Genomic DNA, 17,199 nt, shown 5'->3' with positions numbered 1-17,199 from the left:
CACTTCAGCCGGTTTTGTCCGGTACGGCGCGGTGGTCGGCGACAACATCACCGGGCGGCCGCATCAGTGCGTCGAGCTCCACCGGATCCGGTTCGGGGACCGGGACCTGCGGGCCGTCCGCCTCGCGCAGCCAGCGGCGCAGGACGCGGTGGACGCGTTCGGCGCCGACCAGTTCGCAGCCCTCGGCCACCGGTGCGGACAGCGCGCGCGGTGAGAGCAGGAACGGGTGGCTCTGCTCGCCGCCGAGTCCGCCGTGCGAGCCGATCTGCTCCTCGAAGGCGAGCACTTCGCCCTCCTCGACCGCCGAGTTGACCATGATGTCGGCGGTGTGCGGGAAGGAGTCGGTGCGGCGTACGGCAGCCAGGGCGCCCGGTCCGAAGTCGGCAAGCGGCCCCAAGTCCGCGCCGCCGTCGGCGAGTTCGTCCAGGTCGTCGAGGTACAGCTCGGCGCCGCGGGCGCCGAGGATCACGCCACCGCCGCGCTCGGACCGTACGAGCAGGAAGCCGATGCCCGGGTGGTTGGCGAGCGTGGGCAGCAGCGCGGGGTGCCGGGCGTCGATCTGCTCACGGGTCATCCGCTCGGGCACGTCCGGGAACGAGACCAGGCCGAGGTTGCCCGAGGCGAGCACCAGAGGGTCCTTGCCGGGCGGCGGACGGTGCTCGTCCCTGCCCTCCTCGACGGGCCGGTGCATCGCGGCCCGCACCGCGGAACGGGCCTCGGCGCCGCTGCGGGTGCCGCGCGCCCTGCGCGGTACGGGCAGACCGCATCCGGCCCGTACCAGGTCGGCGAGGGTCAGGCCGTAGCGCGAGCGGAAGGTCTCGCCCGGGCTCTGGCCGTGGTCGGAGAGCAGCACGATCCGATACGGGCGGGGCGCGTGCTCGGCCACCTTCGCGATCAGGGCGATCGATCGGTCCAGCCGTTCCAGCACGAGCGCGGCGTCCCTGCTGCCGGGCCCGGAGTGGTGGGCCACCTCGTCGTACGCGACCAGATCCGCGTACACGGCGGTGCGGCCGACGAGCATGTCCCCTATCACCGCGGCGACCACGACATCGCGTTCGACGACGGTGGCGAAGGCCCGGATGAACGGATACAGGCCGCCGCGCTTGACCCGCGGGCGGGTCTTCCTGAGCCGGCCGCGCGTGGACTGCCCGATCTCCCGGCCCACTTCGGCGATGAAGGACATCGCGGTACGCACGGCGTTGGCCGGGTCGGAGAAGTAGGCGAAGTACCCGGCGCGCGAACGGTTCTCCTTGCCGCGCCGGGCCGCGATCGACAGGACGAGCGCGACCTGGTCGGCGCCCCCGCTGAAGAGGTTGCCGCGGCTCGCGCCGTCCACGGTGAGCAGTCCGCCGTCCCCGGTGCGGGCGATGGCGCGGCGCTGCAGTTCGACGGCGCTCGCGGGGCGGTTGCACACCATGACCTCGCCGGTGTCCTTCTCGTACCAGCGGAAGGCGGGGATGTCGTGGTTGTCGCCGTGCAGGATGCCCAGCTGGCTCGCGCCGGTCTGGCTCGACCAGTCGGTGCGCCAGGCGGTGAGGCGGTGGGTGTCCTTCAGCCAGGCGGCGACGGTGGGCATATGGCCGTCGTCCACGGCCCGTTGGAGCACGCCGTGGCCGACGCCGTCGAGCTGCAGGAAGACGGTGCCGGGCACGCGTGGGCCGCGGGCGGCGGCCTGCTTGCGGCGTCTGCGGTCCGCGAGCCGGTAGAGCCTGCGGCGGTACGCCTCGTCGTCGCGTACGGCGAGTGCGGCAGCGGTCGCGGAGGCGACGGCGGACATCACGGCGGCCACGACCACGGCGGTCTCGGGGTCGGCCTCGCCTCTGCCGTCCGGGATGAGACTCAGGGCGAGCAGGAGCAGCGAGCCGTTGAGGAAGAAGACGAGCAGGCCGAGCACCAGGGCGGGGACGAGCAGCAGAGCACGGACGGCGAGAGGCCATACGAGGGCGCTGAGCACCCCGAAGACGGCCGCCCCGATGCCCGCGGTGGTCGCGATCTGTGTGGCGCTGTCGCCGGACTCCCGCTGGAGGCGGAAGTCCGGCAGGAGTCCGGCGAGGATCAGCATGGTGAGCGTGCTCGCCGCCCACACCGCGACCATCCGCCACAGGACACCGCCGGTTCGCCGCCATCGTCCTTCGGCCACGTCCACCTCGCCTTCCGGGCGCCTGACTGCCCGGCCCCCAGGGTTTCATACGGGCGGGGGTGGTTTGTGACGGTGTAGGTCGTGTGCCCGTAACGGGGTCGGCCGTGTGCCCGGAACGGGGATCAGCAGCCGCTGTAGCCGGCGGTCGGCATCGACAGACGGCGGTGCACCCGGGCCTTCGTCTCCGCGTCGTAAGCGGGTTCGGGGGCGTCCGCCGTTTCCAGGGGCACACCCCGGCGGGCGCATTCGGCGGCGAACTCCGCCGCCGGATTCAGCGCACGCTCCAGGACCCGCTCGCTCGGCACGACGAAGGCCTGCACGTCACCCGCGTCCACATCGCGCCACAGGGCCGCGTGGCCCGGGGGTAACCCGTGCAGGAGCAGTTCGCGCGTGATGACGTGGCCGTGGCCCGCAGCCCACCTCGCGCACATCGCGTACTGGGCACGGCTGTCCACCAGGAACGGGTCCCGGTCGAGCTCCTCCAACGGCACAAGGCTCGTGATCGCCGCAATCCGCAGCAGAGCCATCCATCCCCCTGGGGCACAGTCCCGCGTTTCCGCGCCGACCCTACTGCGCACCGTATGGTCATAGGAGGTACATGAGGCGAACAGAGTCGGAACAGGCCAGGGAAGGGACAGCTCGGTGCCGGTGGAGATCACCTGGTGGGGGCATGCCACCTGCACGGTCGAGGACTCGGGCACCCGGGTGCTCACGGATCCGCTGTTCGCCCGGCGCCTCGCGCATCTGCGCCGCCGGCGCGGCGAACTGCCGCCGCCGCGGGCGGCCGAGGCGCAGGCCGCGCTCGTCTCGCATCTGCACGCCGACCATCTGCATGTGCCCTCCCTCGCGAAGCTCGCGGACGGTACGCAGATCGTGCTGCCGCGCGGGGCACGCGCCGCGGTGCCCGGCCTTCGGCGGCTGCGGCGGCTGCGGTTCGTGGAGGTCGAGCCCGGTGACGAGGTGCGGATCGGCGAGGTGACGGTACGGGTGGTGCCGGCCCGGCACGACGGGCGCAGGGTGCCGGTCGGGCCGCACAGGGCGCCCGCGCTCGGGTTCGTGGTCGAGGGCGCGGCGCGGACGTACTTCGCCGGGGACACCGGTCTGTTCGACGAGATGGCCGAGGCGGTCGGCGAGGTCGATGTGGCCCTGCTTCCGGTGGGCGGCTGGGGTCCGTTCCTCGGGCACGGGCATCTGGACGCCGCACTCGCCGCCGAGGCGCTGGCCCGTATCGCGCCGCGCAGCGCGGTGCCGGTGCACTTCGGCACGTACTGGCCGATCGGGATGGACGCGGTGCGGCCGCATGAATTCCACGCTCCCGGCGCGGAGTTCGTACGCCAGGCCGCGCTGCGGGCGCCCGAGGTGGCCGTGCATCTGCTCGCGCAGGGCGAGAGCGTGCGGCCGGAGGTCGCCAAGTGAGCCTGCTCGCGATCGCCGAGTCCGTGACAGCGGATTCGACGCAACAGGCCGTCGGGTATCCGTCGCTGTTCCTGCTCGTGGTGCTCGGTGCACTGGTGCCCGTGGTGCCGACGGGCGCCCTGGTCAGCTCGGCGGCGGCCCTCGCCTTCCATCATTCGGCGCCCCAGTCGCAGCTGTACGTGTTCCTGGTGGCCGCGCTCGCCGCGTTCCTCGGGGACTCGATCCTGTACTGGCTCGGCGCACGCGGGATGCGCTCGAAGAACGGTTCTCGCTGGCTGAACGCGATCCGCGACCGCGCCCCGCAGGAGCGTCTGGAGCAGGCGCAGAGCAAGCTGCACGAGCACAACGTGTCGGTGCTCGTCCTGTCCCGCCTTGTGCCCGCGGGCCGTATCCCGGTGATGCTCGCGTGCCTGCTCGCCAAGTGGCCGCTGCGCCGCTTCGCCCGCGGCAATCTGCCCGCGTGCCTCGCCTGGGCCGTGACGTATCAACTCATCGGGATCCTGGGCGGATCGCTGTTCCCCGAGCCGTGGGAGGGCGTGGCCGCCGCGATCGGTCTGACCGTGGTGATCAGCGCGGCGCCCATGGTGTGGCGGCGGGTGCGGGCGCGGAGCAGGCGCCCGGCTTCCGGCTGACGCCCGGCGAACCGGTTCGGGCTTGCGCTCAGCCGCCCGGTTTCTGAATGACGCGGGACGCTCCGACCGCCAGGTCCCACAGGTCGGCGCGGGACCGGTCGGCCGCGCGCCAGGCCTCGCGGACGCGGTGCAGGGGTTCGAGCACCGGTTCGGCCGAGAGCAGGAAGGTCGCCCAGTGCATGGGCGCCATGCGCCGTGCGCCCAGGTCGTCCATCGCGCGCACCGCCTCCTCCGGATCGCAGTGCACATCGCGCAGCCACCAGCGGGGTTCGTACGCACCGATGGGCAGCAGGGCGAGATCGATGTCCGGGTGGCGGGCGCCGATCTGCTCGAACCAGTGGCCGTAGCCGGTGTCACCGGCGAAGTAGACCTTCTGGCCGTTCCGGTCCGTGAGGACCCAGCCGCCCCACAGCGTGCGGCAGGTGTCGGTGAGAGCGCGCTTGGACCAGTGGTGCGCGGGCACGCAGTCGAAGCGCACACCGTGCAGCTCGGCCGCCTCCCACCAGTCGAGCTCGGTGACGCGGACGAAGCGCCTGCGGCGGAACCAGCGCCCCAGGCCCGCGGGCACGAACACCGGTGTCTCGCGCGGCAGTCGCTTGAGGGTGGGGGCGTCGAGGTGGTCGTAGTGGTTGTGGCTGATGACCACGGCGTCGATGCGCGGCAGCGCGTTCCAGGCGACTCCGGGCGGGGTGACGCGGGCCGGAGTGCCGAGGATCTTGCGGGACCACACGGGGTCGGTGAGCACCGTGAGCCCGCCGATCCGCAGCACCCAGCTGGCGTGCCCGACCCAGGTGACGGCCACGGTGTCGGCGTCCGTCCTGGGCAACGGGCCGGGTTCGAACGGCAGTTGAGGAACGTCCTCCATGCAGGAACGGTCCGGCCGTACGGCGCCTTCCCGGGCGAACCGGGCCAGGGCCTTCACCCCGGGCAGGGGCGCGGTCAGCCGGTCCGCGAAGGAGCGCGGCCAGGTGCGGCGTTCGGCGAGCGGCCGCAGCGAGGTGGGAGCGAGGGTGCGGTCCGGCGCGGGCGTCAGGGACTGCTGCTGCGTCTGATGGTTCATCGAGGCGGCTCCGTTCGCTGGACGTCGGCCTGCAGATCGTCGAACGCGCCGGCCGCGGCCGCCAGCGCCCTTTCCACATGCGGGAGTTCCAGGGGGTCGGAAGCGGTGAGTGCGGACAGGCGCTGTCCGCTGTCGGCGCCGAGCAGCGGGCCCACCGGGATACGGGCGCGCAGCGCGCCGAGGTCGTCGCCGAAGCGGTGGCCGCCGGGCACCGGCATGCCGAGCCGCTCGGTGAGATGGTCCTCGAGCTCCATCGCGTCGCTGACCCCGCGCTCCGAGAGGGCGTCGCGCAGCGGGCCGAAGTCCACGTAGAGATGGCGTCCGGCCACGGGCGCGCGGCCGAGCGCTCCGGCGGCGAGCGCGGTGCGGTGCACCGCTTCGGCGACCTTGCCGTGCAGCCGTACGGCGGCGGTCAGCCGGCCGGTCACCTCGGCCGGTTCGCCCAGCGCGTACGCGGCGGCCGCGGCGACGGGCGCCGCCACGGACGAGCCGAGCACGGTCAGGACGTCCAGGGCGCGGGCCCGCAGCCGCGCGCCCTCTTCGGTGTCCGGGAAGCGGGCGACGGCGGCAGGCCAGTCGCCCGGCAGGAAGGCACCCGCGAGATCGGTGAGGACCGTGACGTGCTGGGGCACCATCTCGGCGGGGCCGATCAGGACCGTCTCCTCGGGATGGTGCAGGGTGTCGCGCCAGGTCTCGTCCGAGACGATGCGCAGCCCTTCGCCGAGCGCCGCCTCGACGGTGGCGTGCAGCACCTCGGGCGGCGGCACGGTCGCGGTGGGGTCGTCGGCGACGGAGAGCACGAGCAGCCGGGGGTCACCGCCTTCGGCGCGCACTCTTCGTACGGTCTCCAGGAGCACGTACGGATCGGGCGCTCCCCCGCACTCGGCCGGTGTGGCCACATGGAAGGCCTGCCGGCCCAGGAGACGTACCTGCGGCGCCCACCAGGCCGTGCACGGGCGCGGCAGGAGGACATCGCCGCCGGTCGCGGCGATCAGCGCGCAGAGCAGCGGCGCGGCACCGGACGCGGCCGCGAGCTGAGAGCGCTCGGCCGGCATACCGCGCCGCCGCCAGTAGCCGGCGGCGGCGTCGAGGAGTGCGGGGCCCCCGCCGGGGGGTTCGCTGTGGGCGCGCCCGGCGGCGGCCGCGAGGACCGCGGCGAGTTCGGGCAGCACCGGCAGTCCGGGGTCGGGGGCGGGTGGCCCGTAACGGACCGGGCCGTGGCCTTCGGGGAGCGTCCGCGGCATGCCTGCCTCCGTGATCTGCCTGGGGTGCGGGTGGACGTGCCGCCGCCCGTATCCCTGCCCGGTCGAAGGCGTCGGGATACGGGCGGGATCCGGCGGACGGGACCTCGGGCCGCCGGCTCCGGCCGCGGTCAGCTCTCCGTGTCGTTCTGGCGGCGGCGGATCACGTAGTACGTGGCGCCGAGTGCGCCGAGGACCAGGACCGCGCCCGTGAGCATCGTCTGCGTGGAGTCGGTGAAGCTGCCGCCGATGCCGCCGCGTACGCCGTAGTGGGTGGGGGCGTTGCGGGCGACGGTGAAGCTCGCGTTCCACTGGGAGCCGCCCGGGCAGGTACCGTCGACGCCCCACTCGGAGATGTGGCCGACGGGATTGGGGCCACTGGAGGTGAAGTTGGCGTTCGGGGCGATCCTGGCCGTGCCGTTGTAGGCGGGGCCGACGCCGGGGATGGCGGCGTTGTCGACCTTGTGGAGGCGGACCGTGCCGCCTTCGAAGGCCTGGGAGCTCGCGCTGATGGAGTCCGGGTAGTAGCCGCGGTCCGCGTACGGGCAGGAGACGGAGACCGTCACCATGCCGCCGGGGGCGACGGTGCGCGGGCTGACCTCGGCGGCGGTCTCGGCCGCGTACGCGCCGGGTGCGGCGCCGGCCGCGGCGGCCGTGGCGAGCGCGGCGACTGCGAACACTCGGGCGATACGCATGGGTGCTTGCTCCTTCGACAGCTTCGGCTGCGGCCACGTGCTTCGTGCCGCGCACCCATGGAAACCTGACCCCTCATCACCCGCCCGCGCCGACGGGCCATTCGCGGGACGGCTGGGGCCGGTTGGGTGAGATCCGCCGAGGTCAGGGGCCTGTTCTCAGGGCGCCGGACCGTGGTCAGGTCGCCGGAATGTGGTGAAGTCGCCGGACTGTCTCAGGTCGCCAGGGTCGAGAGTTCCTTCTCGAGGCCGCGGCCCCTGCGGCGTACGACCGCGGCCGCGACGTCCACGAGCTTCTCGTTGGAGTGCTGGGAGATCCGCCGCAGGATGCCGAAGGCCTCCTCGGCGTCGCAGCCGAGTACATGCATCACGATGCCGCTGGCCTGGTCCACCACGGGCCTGCTGCGCAGCGCCGCGCCCAGCTGGTCGATCTCCGCGAGTGCGGCGCGGTAGCGCTCGTCGCGGACGAGGCAGGTGGCCGCGAGCTCGCCGAGCGCGCGGGCCGGGCCGCAGGCCGTCGGGGTGATGGTGCCGCTGCGGAAGCTGTAGAGGCTGAGCGTCACGGTCAGGCCGGCCCGCAGGAAGGGCAGGGTCACGGCGGCGCGCACTCCGGAGTCGAGGGCGCGGGCGCGGAACTCGGGCCAGCGCTGTTCGAGCAGCAGGTCGTCGGCCCCGACGGGCGCGCCGGTGGCGATCGCCTCCGGAATGGGTCCCTCGCCCGAGCGCAGCTGGGCCGTGACGACGGAGGCGAGGTCGGGATGGGTGACCGCGACGGGGCCCGCCCGTCCTGCGCGTACTCCTTCGGCGCCCGGCTCGGTCGCGGTCGCGTCGGCTCCGCAGCAGTCGGCCGTGCACCGCACGGCCTGTTCGGCCAGCCCGGACAGATGGCGTCCGGGCAGAACGGTGGCGGGGGTGCACCACGCCGGATCCGGCATCGCGGGTTCCTCCTCTCTTGGTCCGGGTGCCCGCCGGACCCCTGCGGAAACGCCTCGGCGTCCGGAAGGCGCCGCGTGCTGCGGAGGTTTTTTCTGCAGGTCATCACAGCACCTGCGCGAACGGGCGCGCATTGGCTAGCTTTCGCTCCATGGCGCATGCGGATGAGTTCGGTGAGGACCTTGCGGATTTCCTGCGCCGTGTAGGGGAGTTGAGAGCGGCACGGACGGTTCCGGACGGTGACCTGCGCTCCGTCCTCGACACGGCCCTGTTCGAACTCGACCATGTGGCCGAGCAGCTGTGGCCGCGCTTCGAGCAACTCGCCGCCACCAGGGGCCAGTTCGCGAGCCGCCAGGAGGAGCAGCTGCTCCGCGCCGTCTTCCAGCGGCTGCCGCTGCCGGTCGTCCTGATGGACCGCGACACCGTCGTACGGCGGATGAACTTCGCCGCGTCCGGCCTCACCGCTGTACGCGCCGGCTACGCCACGGGCCGTCCGTTCGCCGGGGTGTTCGCGCACGCCGACCGTGCCGCGCTGCGTGCACAGACCGCGGCGGTGGCGCGCGGCGAGGGCGACCGCAGTCTGACGCTGCATCTGCAGCAGCAGCCCTCGGACGGCATACGGGCCACCTTGACGGCCCTGCGCCCGGGGGCGGAACGCCATCCGGTGGTCCTGGTGGTGCTGCAGCCCGGCACCTCACATCGGTTGCCGCGGCCCGAGCGCCTGTCCGCTCCGGAGCCGGATCTCGCGGAGGCGACCCGCAACGCGTCACTGCTCGATCTGCACGACGCGATGACCACCGAGCTGCTCTCGGCGCCCGCCGGGGACCGTGCCGCGCTGCTTCGCCGCGTGGCGGCGGTGCTGCACGGGCGCTTCGCGGACTGGGTGGTCGCCGATCTCGGCGCGCGTCAGCCCGTACGGACCCAGGTGCTCGGGCCCACGCAGGAGAGCGAGGCGGTGGACGCGGTCGCACGGCAGGATCCCGCCGCGTGCCCCCTCGTGGTGGAGGCGGCGCGCGGCGGGTCCACGGCGCTGCAGGTGCGCCCGGAGGATCCGGACGCGTTCGGCGGCGACGCGGACGGTGTGCCGGTGCTGGTCCGCGCCGATGTGACCTCACTGCTGTGCGTTCCGCTCTCCGGTCCCGAAGGCGGACCTGTCGAGGGGGTGCTCACGCTGTTCCGCTGCGGGGCTCGGCTCGCGTTCTCGCTGGCGGAGGCCCAGGCGGTGGATGTGATGTCCCGCCATGTGGCGCTGGCTCTGCGCAAGCTGAGGTGATCCGGTCCGCCGTGCGCGGGACGCGCCCGCTCACGCCGCCTTGGGCAGCTCGGTCTCGGTCGTGGTCTTGTGGGTCGCGGACTTACGGGGTGCGGACTTACGGGGCGCGGTCTTGCCGGTCGTGGACTTAGGCGGCGCGGTCTTGCCGGTCGTGGACTTGCGCGGCGCGGTCTTGCCGGCAGCAGTCCTGCCGGGCGCGGTCTTGCCGGACGCGGTCTCCTCAGCCGCTGTCCCGTCGGCGGCCGCTGTCTCCTCGGCCTCGCCGTGCAGGACCTCTTCGCGCATCGACGCGCAGCAGCGGCTGATCAGCCGGGAGACGTGCATCTGCGAGATGCCGAGGCGTTCGGCGATACGGCTCTGCGTCATGTCGCCGAAGAAGCGCATGTACAGGATGGCGCGCTCGCGCTCGGGCAGCGCCGCGAGGCGGGGCTTGACCGCCTCGCGGTCGACGACGATGTCGAGTGCGGGGTCGGGGGCGCCGAGCGCGTCCCGCAGCGCGTAACCGTCGTCGCTGCCGGGGAGTTCGGCGTCCAGGGAGAGCGCGGTGAAGCTGTCGAGGGCCTCGAGTCCGGTTTTCGCGTCCTCCACGCTCATGCCGGCCCGCTCCGCGATCTCCTCGATGGTCGGGGCCCGGCCGGGGATGGTCTGCGCGAGGTCCTGGGCCGCGAACCGTACGCGGTTGCGCAGGTCCTGTACGCGGCGCGGCACATGGAGCGTCCACATGTGGTCGCGGAAATGGCGCTTGATCTCGCCGGTCACGGTGGGCACGGCATAGCTCTCGAACGCGTGGCTGCGCTCGGGGTCGTAACGGTCGACGGCCTTGACCAGGCCGAGTGCCGCGACCTGGCGCAGGTCCTCATAGGACTCGCCGCGGCCGCGGAAGCGTCCCGCGAGACGGTCGGCCATGGGCAGCCAGGCGCAGACGAGCTCCTGGCGCAGTGCGTCCTTCTGGGGCCCGTCCGGCAGTGCGGCCAGCCTGCGGAAGGCGGCGGCGGTGTCGGGGGCGTCGTCGTGCGGATGGCGTTTGACTCCTGCGGAGGTACGCATGGTAGCTGCAACTCCCAAAGAGGTGCTCGCTGTTGGCGACGGACACCGGGGAGGAGCGCGGCCGGAACGGATGCACGCGGGGCCCATCCGGACGGGCGCGACTGCTCCCGCGGATGTGCCTCCGATCCGAAGCACGTGTTGCGTCTGCCCTTGGTCCAGGGGCTCAAACGCCCTACAGGCTGCGCCGGTCGTCACAGGCGCTGACTTCGGGCCACGTCGTGCCGCACGAAAGGCGGATCCGCCGCGGTCCGCCCCTTCATGCGGTGTTTGCCCTGGCTTGACGGGGAGACCCGAGCTGCGACATCCCGCCGGGGAAGGGCCCGATCATGGCACTGCTCGCTGTGTTGACACCCCTGGTCATGCTGGGTGTGGTTCTCGCACTCGGCCGTTACGAGGAACTCCTCCTGCCATCCGCGGACGACACCGAAGAGGCGGGTATCGGCCGGGAGTTGCCCACCCTCTGAGGCTTGGCCGCGGCCCATGGGGGTACTGCGACCGGGGTAACCCGTCTGCAGGGGACGGAAACCCGTCCGCCGGGGACCGGGTCGACCCGTCCACCGGGCAATCGCAGAGAAGGGCCCGCCATGGCCGACATCGTCAGGGACGTGATGACTCCGGGTGTCGTGGCGGTACGCCCTGATGCCTCGCTGGTCGAGGCCGCCCAGTTGATGCGCGCCCAGGACATCGGCGGGGTGCTCGTGGCCGCCGGGGGGACGGTGCTCGGCGTGCTCACCGACCGCGACATCACCCTGCGCGCCGTCGCCGACGGCGCGGATCCGCTGACCGTGAGCGCCCAGGCGGTGTGCACACCCCATCCGGTCGCCGTCTCCCCCGAGGACTCGGTGAGGGCGGCCGTCGCGCTGATGCGGGAGTACGCCGTGCGCCGGCTGCCGGTCATCGAGGACGGGCGCCCGGTCGGGATCGTCAGCCTGGGCGATCTGGCCATCGCGCTCGACCCGGACTCGACGCTGGCACAGATCAGCGGCACCGAGCCGGACAGCTGGCCGGGCTGAGGACAGCTGACGGACGTCAGGACCCGCAGGTCAGGGATTGCGCCCGAGGAGACAGAGCAGCTTCGTCTGGGCGTCGGCGCCCGGCGGCGGCTCCACGGCCGGCGCGAAGACCCCGCTCTTGTCCAAGTCGGCCGCGTACGGGGCGACTTCGCGTACCGCCGCGTCGATCAGCGCCTGCGGCAGGCGCTCCGGCGCGCCGATCGCGCGCGCCAGGTCCCAGGTGTGCACGACGAGATCGGTGGTCATCTGCGCGCAGTACGCGGCGGCCGTGCTCTCGCCGTACGAGAGCTGCACTGTGCGCTCCAGCGCCCCGGGCGCGGCGAAGGCCTCGTGGGCGGCGCGTGAGGTGCGGTCCCAGACGCCGACAGGGTCGTCGCCGAGCACATCGCCGTCGTAGGCGTCACCGACCTCGGCGATGGTCGCGCCGTCCCGTACGAGCGGGACGGCCCAGAGCTGTTCGGAGACCAGGTGGTTGACGAGGTCGCGGACGTTCCACTCCGTACAGGGTGTGGCGGCGGTCCATTGGTCGTCGGTGATGCGGTGCACCCGGTCGGTGAACTCGGCCAGGGCATCGCGGTGATGGGTGAGCACGCTTGCGGCAGCCATGCGTCCAGTGTCCCGCTGCGGCGGCCTCCGCGCAGGGGCGCGCCACGGATGCGCGCCCCTGGAGGCCGGCTCAGCGCGCCCGCTCGACCCGTCGCTCGTCCCAGACCGGGCCGTCCGACTCCCGGACCTTTCCGTCCGACCCGAACACCAGATACCGGTCGAAGGACTTCGCGAACCACCGGTCGTGGGTGACCGCGAGAACCGTGCCCTGGAAGGACTCGAGGCCTTCCTGGAGCGCCTCGGCGCTCTCCAGGTCCAGGTTGTCCGTCGGCTCGTCGAGGAGCAGCGCCGTACAGCCCTGGAGTTCGAGCAGCAGGATCTGGAAGCGGGCCTGCTGGCCGCCGGAGAGCCGGTCGAAGGGCTGCTCGGCCTGCGCGGTCAACTCGTAGCGCCGGAGCATCGAGCTGGCCGCGCCGCGGTCCTTGGCGTGGTCGTGCCAGAGGATGTCGAGCAGGGTGCGGCCGAAGAGCTCGGGGTGGGCGTGGGTCTGCGCGAAGTGCCCCGCGACGACGCGGGCGCCCAGCTTCCACAGGCCCGTGTGGTCGACGTCGCCACCGGCGAGCAGGCGCAGGAAGTGGGATTTGCCGGAGCCGTTGGAGCCGAGCACGGCCACGCGCTCGCCGTAGAAGACCTCCAGGTCGAAGGGCTTCATCAGGCCGGTGAGCTCCAGGCCCTCACAGGTGATCGCGCGCACGCCCGTACGTCCGCCGTGCAGACGCATCGTGATGTCCTGCTCGCGCGGCGGCTCCGGGGGCGGTCCGGCCTCCTCGAACTTGCGCAGACGGGTCTGGGCGGCGTGGTAGCGGGAGGCCATGTCGGGGCTGTTCGCCGCGGCCTGGCGCAGATTGAGCACCAGCTTCTTCAGCTGGGCGTGCTTCTCGTCCCAGCGCCTGCGCAGCTCCTCGAAGCGGGCGAAGCGCTCCCTGCGGGCCTCGTGGTAGGTGGCGAAGGAGCCGCCGTGCACCCAGGCGTCGGCGCCCGCCGGGCCCGGCTCGACGCTGACGATCTTCTCGGCGGCGCGGGCGAGGAGCTCGCGGTCGTGGCTGACGAACAGGACCGTCTTACGGGTCTCCTTGAGACGCTCCTCGAGCCAGCGCTTGCCGGGGACGTCGAGGTAGTTGTCGGGCTCGTCGAGAAGGAGGACCTCGTCGGTGCCGCGCAGCAGGGACTCCAGGACGAGGCGCTTCTGCTCGCCGCCGCTGAGGGTGCGGACCTCGCGGAACTGGGCGCGCTCGTAGGGGATGCCGAGCGCCGCCATGGTGCAGACGTCCCAGTGGGTCTCGGCCTCGTAGCCGCGCGCCTCGGCCCAGTCGGAGAGCGCCTGGGCGTACCGCATCTGGGCGGCCTCGTCGTCGACCGTCATGATCGCGTGCTCGGCTTCGTCGACGGCCTTCGCGGCTTCCCGGATACGGGGAGTGGCGACGGAGACGAGGAGGTCACGGACCGTGCTGTCGTCCCGTACGGACCCGATGAACTGGGGCATCACGCCGAGCCCGCCGCTGACGGTGACGCCGCCGCCGTGCGGCTGGAGCTCTCCCGACAGGAGCCGGAGCAGGGTGGTCTTGCCGGCACCGTTCGGCCCGACGAGCGCGACGACGGCGCCTTCGCCCACCCTGAAGGACACATCACCGAGCAGCGCCCGTCCGTCGGGCAGGTAGTACTCGAGATGTGCGGCTTCCAGATGTCCCATGGGGCGCGATTCTCCGTGCTGCCCCTGCCATCCGGCAAACCGGTTTTCGACGGGTCGGCTTCTGGTGTGACGTGGGAGGACGCTGCTGGGGCCGGGCTCGCGTGCGGGTGGGCGAGGTGGGCAGACGCCTGGCCCGCGTGCGAGCACGTGACGCTGCGGATGCTCCCAGGGCCGGGCCCGCGTGCGGGTGCGCGATGTGGGCAGACGCCTGGCCCGCGTACGATCACGTGACGCTGCGGATGCTCCCAGGGCCGGGCCCGCGTGCGGGTGCGCGAGGTGGGCAGACGCCTGGCCCGCGTACGAGCACGTGACGCCGCGGACGCGCCCAGGGCCGGGGCCCGCGCCTAAGTGCGCGGGGAAGCCCGCCCACGACCACGCAGGGGACACCCTCCGGGGTACCGGGGCGGAGCCCCGCGGCGGCGGAGCGGTGGGTGCTCTCTTCGCCGTCCTGCTCGACCGCCCCGGCGGGCCACGGGGGCTCCGCCCCCGATACCCCCGCCGGTGGGCCCCACAGCGAACGGCCGACCAGGACCCCTCAGCCACGACCGGAGACCCACCCGCCGCCGCACCCCCGCCGCAAGGACGCCCCGCCCCGCGGACTCGGTCGGGCGTGGTGATCTTGCGGGACAGGGGTACGCGGGGACCATGGGTAGTCGTGACGAAATTTCGCAGGCGCGGGTCGATGTGTTCGCGGATCCGCACGTGAAGGGCCCCGTGGCCGTGGTGTCCGCAGGACGGTCGCGGATCGTGGCCCTCGATCTGAAGATCTTCGACGGTGTGGCCCGCCGCCACTGGCCCGGCGCCGACCCATTGCTGCCGTGGCTCAGCCGCAGCGCCAACCACGGCGTGCTCTGGTTCGCCACCGCCGCCGCACTCGCCGCGACCCGCTCACCGCGCGCCCGCAGGGCCGCCGCCCGCGGACTCGCCTCGCTCGCGCTCGCGTCCGGCACCGTGAACACCTTCGGCAAGCGCGCCGTCCGCCGCGCCCGCCCGCTGCGCGACGACGTGCCGCTGATCCGCCAGCTCAAGCAGCAGCCGATCACCACCTCGTTCCCCTCAGGCCACTCCGCCTCCGCCGCCGCCTTCGCGACCGGCGTCCTCCTGGAGTCCCGGCGCTGGGGCGCGGTCGTCGCGCCGGTGGCCGGAGCCGTCGCGCTGTCGCGGATCTACACCGGCGTCCACTATCCGGCGGACGTCCTCGCGGGAGCGGCGCTCGGCATGGGCGCCGCTTTCGCCGTACGGGGACTCGTCCCGACCCGCGACCAGCACCGCGCCCCCGGCCGTCCGCACGCCGAGGCACCCGCCCTGCCGGACGGCGAGGGTCTGGTGATGGTGGTCAACTCCGGTGCCAAGACCGCCGACCGTGCGCGGGCGCTCCTCGCCGCGCTGCCCGGTGCGGAACTGGTGGAGTGCGAACCCTCCGTGTTCGAGGACGAGTTGGAGAAGGCGGCCACGCGGGCCCGCGCGCTCGGCGTCTGCGGCGGCGACGGCTCCGTCAACACGGCCGCCCAGGTGGCGCTGCGGCACGGCCTTCCGCTCGCGGTGCTGCCCGGCGGCACGCTCAACCACTTCGCGTACGACCTCGGTGTGGAGGGCGAGCGCGATCTCGCCCGTGCCGTGTCGCACGGCGAGGCGGTCGCCGTGGACGTGGGCCGTTTCCGTGTCGGGGAGACCACCGGGTTCTTCCTCAACACCTTCAGCCTCGGCGTGTACCCGGAGCTCGTACGCCACCGCGACCGCTGGGCCCGCCGGATCGGCGGCTGGCCGGCCGGTGTGCTCGCGGCCGGTGACGTGCTGGGCTCCGAGCGGCCCCTGGAGGTCGAGATCGGCGGCAAACGACGCGCGCTGTGGCTGCTGTTCGCCGGCAACGGTACGTATCACCGCATGGGCCTCGCCCCCGCCCGCCGCCACGACCTGGCCGACGGCCTGCTCGACGTACGGGTGGCGCACGGCGGCCGCAGGCCCGGCGCCCGACTGCTCGCCGCCGCCTTCGCGGGGCCGCTCAGCCGCTCCCCCGCGCACGCCGCCGTACGGGTGCGCAGGCTGCGGGTCACCCGACTCGCCGCCGGTACCCCTGTCGCGTACGACGGTGAAGTCATCACTGCCGGCGGCGAGTTGGAGCTGGACAAGCTGCCCGAGGCGCTGACGGTGTACCGGCCGGAAGGCGTCTGACGACACATCAGCTGCGTCTCGTATAGCAAGATACGTATCTCATTATTCGGCGCGGGCGCGTACGGTCTTCCTCAACGCCCCGGGTGAAGATGCCCGGGGCACTGCCGGAAGGGGAACCGGTCATGGCCCAGGAGACCGCCGTCTACACCCACGGACACCACGAGTCCGTGCTCCGCTCGCACACCTGGCGCACGGCCGCCAACTCGGCCGCCTATCTCCTGCCGGAGCTCGAGGCCGACCACCGGATCCTGGACGTCGGCTGCGGACCGGGCACCATCACCGCCGACCTGGCGGCCCTGGTACCGCAGGGGCATGTGACGGGCGTGGAGCTGGCGGCGGGCGTCCTGGACCAGGCGCGGTCCGTGGCGGCCGAACGCGGCCTGGAGAACACCGAGTTCGAGACCGCGGACGTGCACCGGCTGCGCTACGCCGACGACAGCTTCGACGTCGTGCACGCCCATCAGGTGCTCCAGCATGTGGGCGACCCCGTGCAGGCGCTGCGCGAGATGCGCCGTGTGACCCGGCCCGGCGGGATCATCGCCGTCCGCGATTCGGACTACGCGGCCATGACCTGGTATCCGCAGCAGCCGGTCCTGGACGGCTGGCTGGCCCTGTACCGCCGGGTGGCCCGCGCGAACGGCGGCGAGCCGGACGCCGGACGACGCCTCAAGTCCTGGGCGCTGCAGGCCGGTTGCAAGGACATCACCGCGACGTCCTCGACCTGGACGTACTCCACTCCGGACGAGCGCGCCTGGTGGAGCGGCCTGTGGGCGGACCGCACGACGGCCTCCTCGTACGCGGGGATCGCCGTCGACGGCGGACATGCGAGCACGGAGGAACTGGAGCGGATCGCGGCGGCCTGGCGCGAGTGGGGACAGGCCGAGGACGGGTGGTTCTGCGTGCTGCACGGGGAGCTGCTGATCCGCGTCTGAGCGGATCCGCGCTTGAGGTGATCCACGCCTGAGCCGATCCGCGGATGAGGTGATCCTCGGATGACAGGACCCAGCAAGTGCTCACTCACGGGGCAGCAGCGGCCCCAGCGGCCCGAGGTCGAGATTGAGGTCCTCGGGCCGCAGCCCGTAGCGGTCCCGCAGCTGCGCCATCCGGTCCTCCAGGAGCATCAGCGTGAGGCCGATCCGCTCCTCCTGCTCCTCGCTCAGCTCGCCGGTGTCGAAGCGGCGCACCGCCTGGCGCTCCATCAGCTGGCGCAGCAGCTCGACGACCGTGAGCACCAGCTTCACCAGGTCGCGCTCGACCGTGTCGGGGTCAAGGTCCATCCGCCTG

Annotated in this window: 16 protein-coding genes and 2 pseudogenes; 8 read left to right on the top strand and 10 right to left on the bottom strand. The window is 73.0% G+C overall.

The window, feature by feature from the left end:
• Positions 1-4: 4 nt before the first annotated feature.
• A complete protein-coding gene (locus H9Y04_RS12535) occupies positions 5-2,095 on the bottom strand; it encodes a phage holin family protein (RefSeq protein WP_187814411.1) in 2,091 nt (696 codons plus the stop codon).
• Positions 2,096-2,262: 167 nt separating this feature from the next.
• Complete coding sequence (locus H9Y04_RS12530) at positions 2,263-2,667, bottom strand: hypothetical protein (protein ID WP_187813887.1); 405 nt, start codon at positions 2,665-2,667, stop codon at positions 2,263-2,265.
• 115 nt (positions 2,668-2,782) lie between these two features.
• Here H9Y04_RS12530 and H9Y04_RS12525 point away from each other — a divergent pair, with 115 nt between their 5' ends.
• Positions 2,783-3,556, top strand: a complete 774-nt coding sequence (locus H9Y04_RS12525) for an MBL fold metallo-hydrolase (RefSeq protein ID WP_187813886.1) — start codon at positions 2,783-2,785, stop codon at positions 3,554-3,556.
• A complete protein-coding gene (locus H9Y04_RS12520; protein WP_187813885.1) occupies positions 3,553-4,188 on the top strand; it encodes a DedA family protein in 636 nt (211 codons plus the stop codon). The genes H9Y04_RS12525 and H9Y04_RS12520 overlap by 4 nt, the downstream gene beginning before the upstream one ends.
• Positions 4,189-4,216: 28 nt before the next feature.
• Here the strand turns inward: H9Y04_RS12520 and H9Y04_RS12515 are convergent, their stop codons facing one another.
• The 4 genes from H9Y04_RS12515 to H9Y04_RS12500 all read right to left on the bottom strand — a co-directional run bounded on the left by H9Y04_RS12515 (position 4,217) and on the right by H9Y04_RS12500 (position 8,116).
• Complete coding sequence (locus H9Y04_RS12515; protein WP_187813884.1) at positions 4,217-5,248, bottom strand: MBL fold metallo-hydrolase; 1,032 nt, start codon at positions 5,246-5,248, stop codon at positions 4,217-4,219.
• Positions 5,245-6,492: an aminotransferase class I/II-fold pyridoxal phosphate-dependent enzyme gene (locus H9Y04_RS12510; protein ID WP_187813883.1), complete on the bottom strand. Its 1,248-nt coding sequence runs from the start codon at positions 6,490-6,492 to the stop codon at positions 5,245-5,247. The genes H9Y04_RS12515 and H9Y04_RS12510 overlap by 4 nt, the downstream gene beginning before the upstream one ends.
• 128 nt (positions 6,493-6,620) lie before the next feature.
• Positions 6,621-7,184 carry a hypothetical protein gene (locus H9Y04_RS12505; RefSeq protein WP_187813882.1) on the bottom strand — a complete coding sequence of 188 codons (564 nt, stop codon included), beginning with the start codon at positions 7,182-7,184 and terminating at the stop codon, positions 6,621-6,623.
• A 212-nt stretch (positions 7,185-7,396) separates the two neighbouring features.
• Complete coding sequence (locus H9Y04_RS12500) at positions 7,397-8,116, bottom strand: ANTAR domain-containing response regulator (protein WP_187813881.1); 720 nt, start codon at positions 8,114-8,116, stop codon at positions 7,397-7,399.
• A gap of 149 nt (positions 8,117-8,265) precedes the next feature.
• Between H9Y04_RS12500 and H9Y04_RS12495 the strand changes: the two genes are divergently transcribed.
• Together H9Y04_RS12495 and H9Y04_RS48445 are read left to right on the top strand one after the other, a co-directional pair.
• Positions 8,266-9,387, top strand: a complete 1,122-nt coding sequence (locus H9Y04_RS12495) for a PAS domain-containing protein (RefSeq protein WP_187813880.1) — start codon at positions 8,266-8,268, stop codon at positions 9,385-9,387.
• A gap of 61 nt (positions 9,388-9,448) precedes the next feature.
• Positions 9,449-9,517 (top strand): annotated as a pseudogene (locus H9Y04_RS48445) (hypothetical protein); the annotation flags it as partial.
• 125 nt (positions 9,518-9,642) lie between these two features.
• Here the strand turns inward: H9Y04_RS48445 and H9Y04_RS12490 are convergent.
• A pseudogene (locus H9Y04_RS12490) lies at positions 9,643-10,434 on the bottom strand (RNA polymerase sigma factor SigF); the annotation flags it as partial.
• 326 nt (positions 10,435-10,760) lie between these two features.
• On the opposite strand from H9Y04_RS12490, the gene H9Y04_RS12485 reads away from it, so the two are divergent.
• Complete coding sequence (locus tag H9Y04_RS12485) at positions 10,761-10,898, top strand: hypothetical protein (RefSeq protein WP_187813879.1); 138 nt, start codon at positions 10,761-10,763, stop codon at positions 10,896-10,898.
• 120 nt (positions 10,899-11,018) lie between these two features.
• Entirely contained in the window at positions 11,019-11,447 is a 429-nt protein-coding gene (locus H9Y04_RS12480; protein WP_187813878.1) for a CBS domain-containing protein, read from the top strand.
• 30 nt (positions 11,448-11,477) lie between these two features.
• Here H9Y04_RS12480 and H9Y04_RS12475 read toward each other — a convergent pair whose 3' ends face one another.
• Together H9Y04_RS12475 and H9Y04_RS12470 are read right to left on the bottom strand one after the other, a co-directional pair.
• Positions 11,478-12,053, bottom strand: a complete 576-nt coding sequence (locus H9Y04_RS12475) for a TIGR03086 family metal-binding protein (protein WP_187813877.1) — start codon at positions 12,051-12,053, stop codon at positions 11,478-11,480.
• A gap of 70 nt (positions 12,054-12,123) precedes the next feature.
• A complete protein-coding gene (locus H9Y04_RS12470; RefSeq protein ID WP_187813876.1) occupies positions 12,124-13,743 on the bottom strand; it encodes an ABC-F family ATP-binding cassette domain-containing protein in 1,620 nt (539 codons plus the stop codon).
• Between the two features lie 645 nt (positions 13,744-14,388).
• On the opposite strand from H9Y04_RS12470, the gene H9Y04_RS12465 reads away from it, so the two are divergent.
• Positions 14,389-15,915 (top strand): bifunctional phosphatase PAP2/diacylglycerol kinase family protein, encoded by a 1,527-nt coding sequence (locus H9Y04_RS12465; RefSeq protein WP_187813875.1) that lies wholly within the window; start codon positions 14,389-14,391, stop codon positions 15,913-15,915.
• A gap of 122 nt (positions 15,916-16,037) precedes the next feature.
• Complete coding sequence (locus tag H9Y04_RS12460; RefSeq protein WP_236070781.1) at positions 16,038-16,847, top strand: class I SAM-dependent methyltransferase; 810 nt, start codon at positions 16,038-16,040, stop codon at positions 16,845-16,847.
• Between the two features lie 81 nt (positions 16,848-16,928).
• On the opposite strand, the gene H9Y04_RS12455 is transcribed toward H9Y04_RS12460, so the two are convergent.
• Positions 16,929-17,192 (bottom strand): gas vesicle protein K, encoded by a 264-nt coding sequence (locus H9Y04_RS12455; RefSeq protein ID WP_236070780.1) that lies wholly within the window; start codon positions 17,190-17,192, stop codon positions 16,929-16,931.
• Between the last annotated feature and the right edge of the window lie 7 nt (positions 17,193-17,199).

It is taken from the genome of Streptomyces polyasparticus (genome assembly GCF_014493765.1).
In the GTDB taxonomy this organism is placed as follows: domain Bacteria; phylum Actinomycetota; class Actinomycetes; order Streptomycetales; family Streptomycetaceae; genus Streptomyces; species Streptomyces polyasparticus.
The sequence above is the reverse complement of the archived record's forward strand: the minus strand, read 5'-3'. Positions and strand labels throughout refer to the sequence as shown.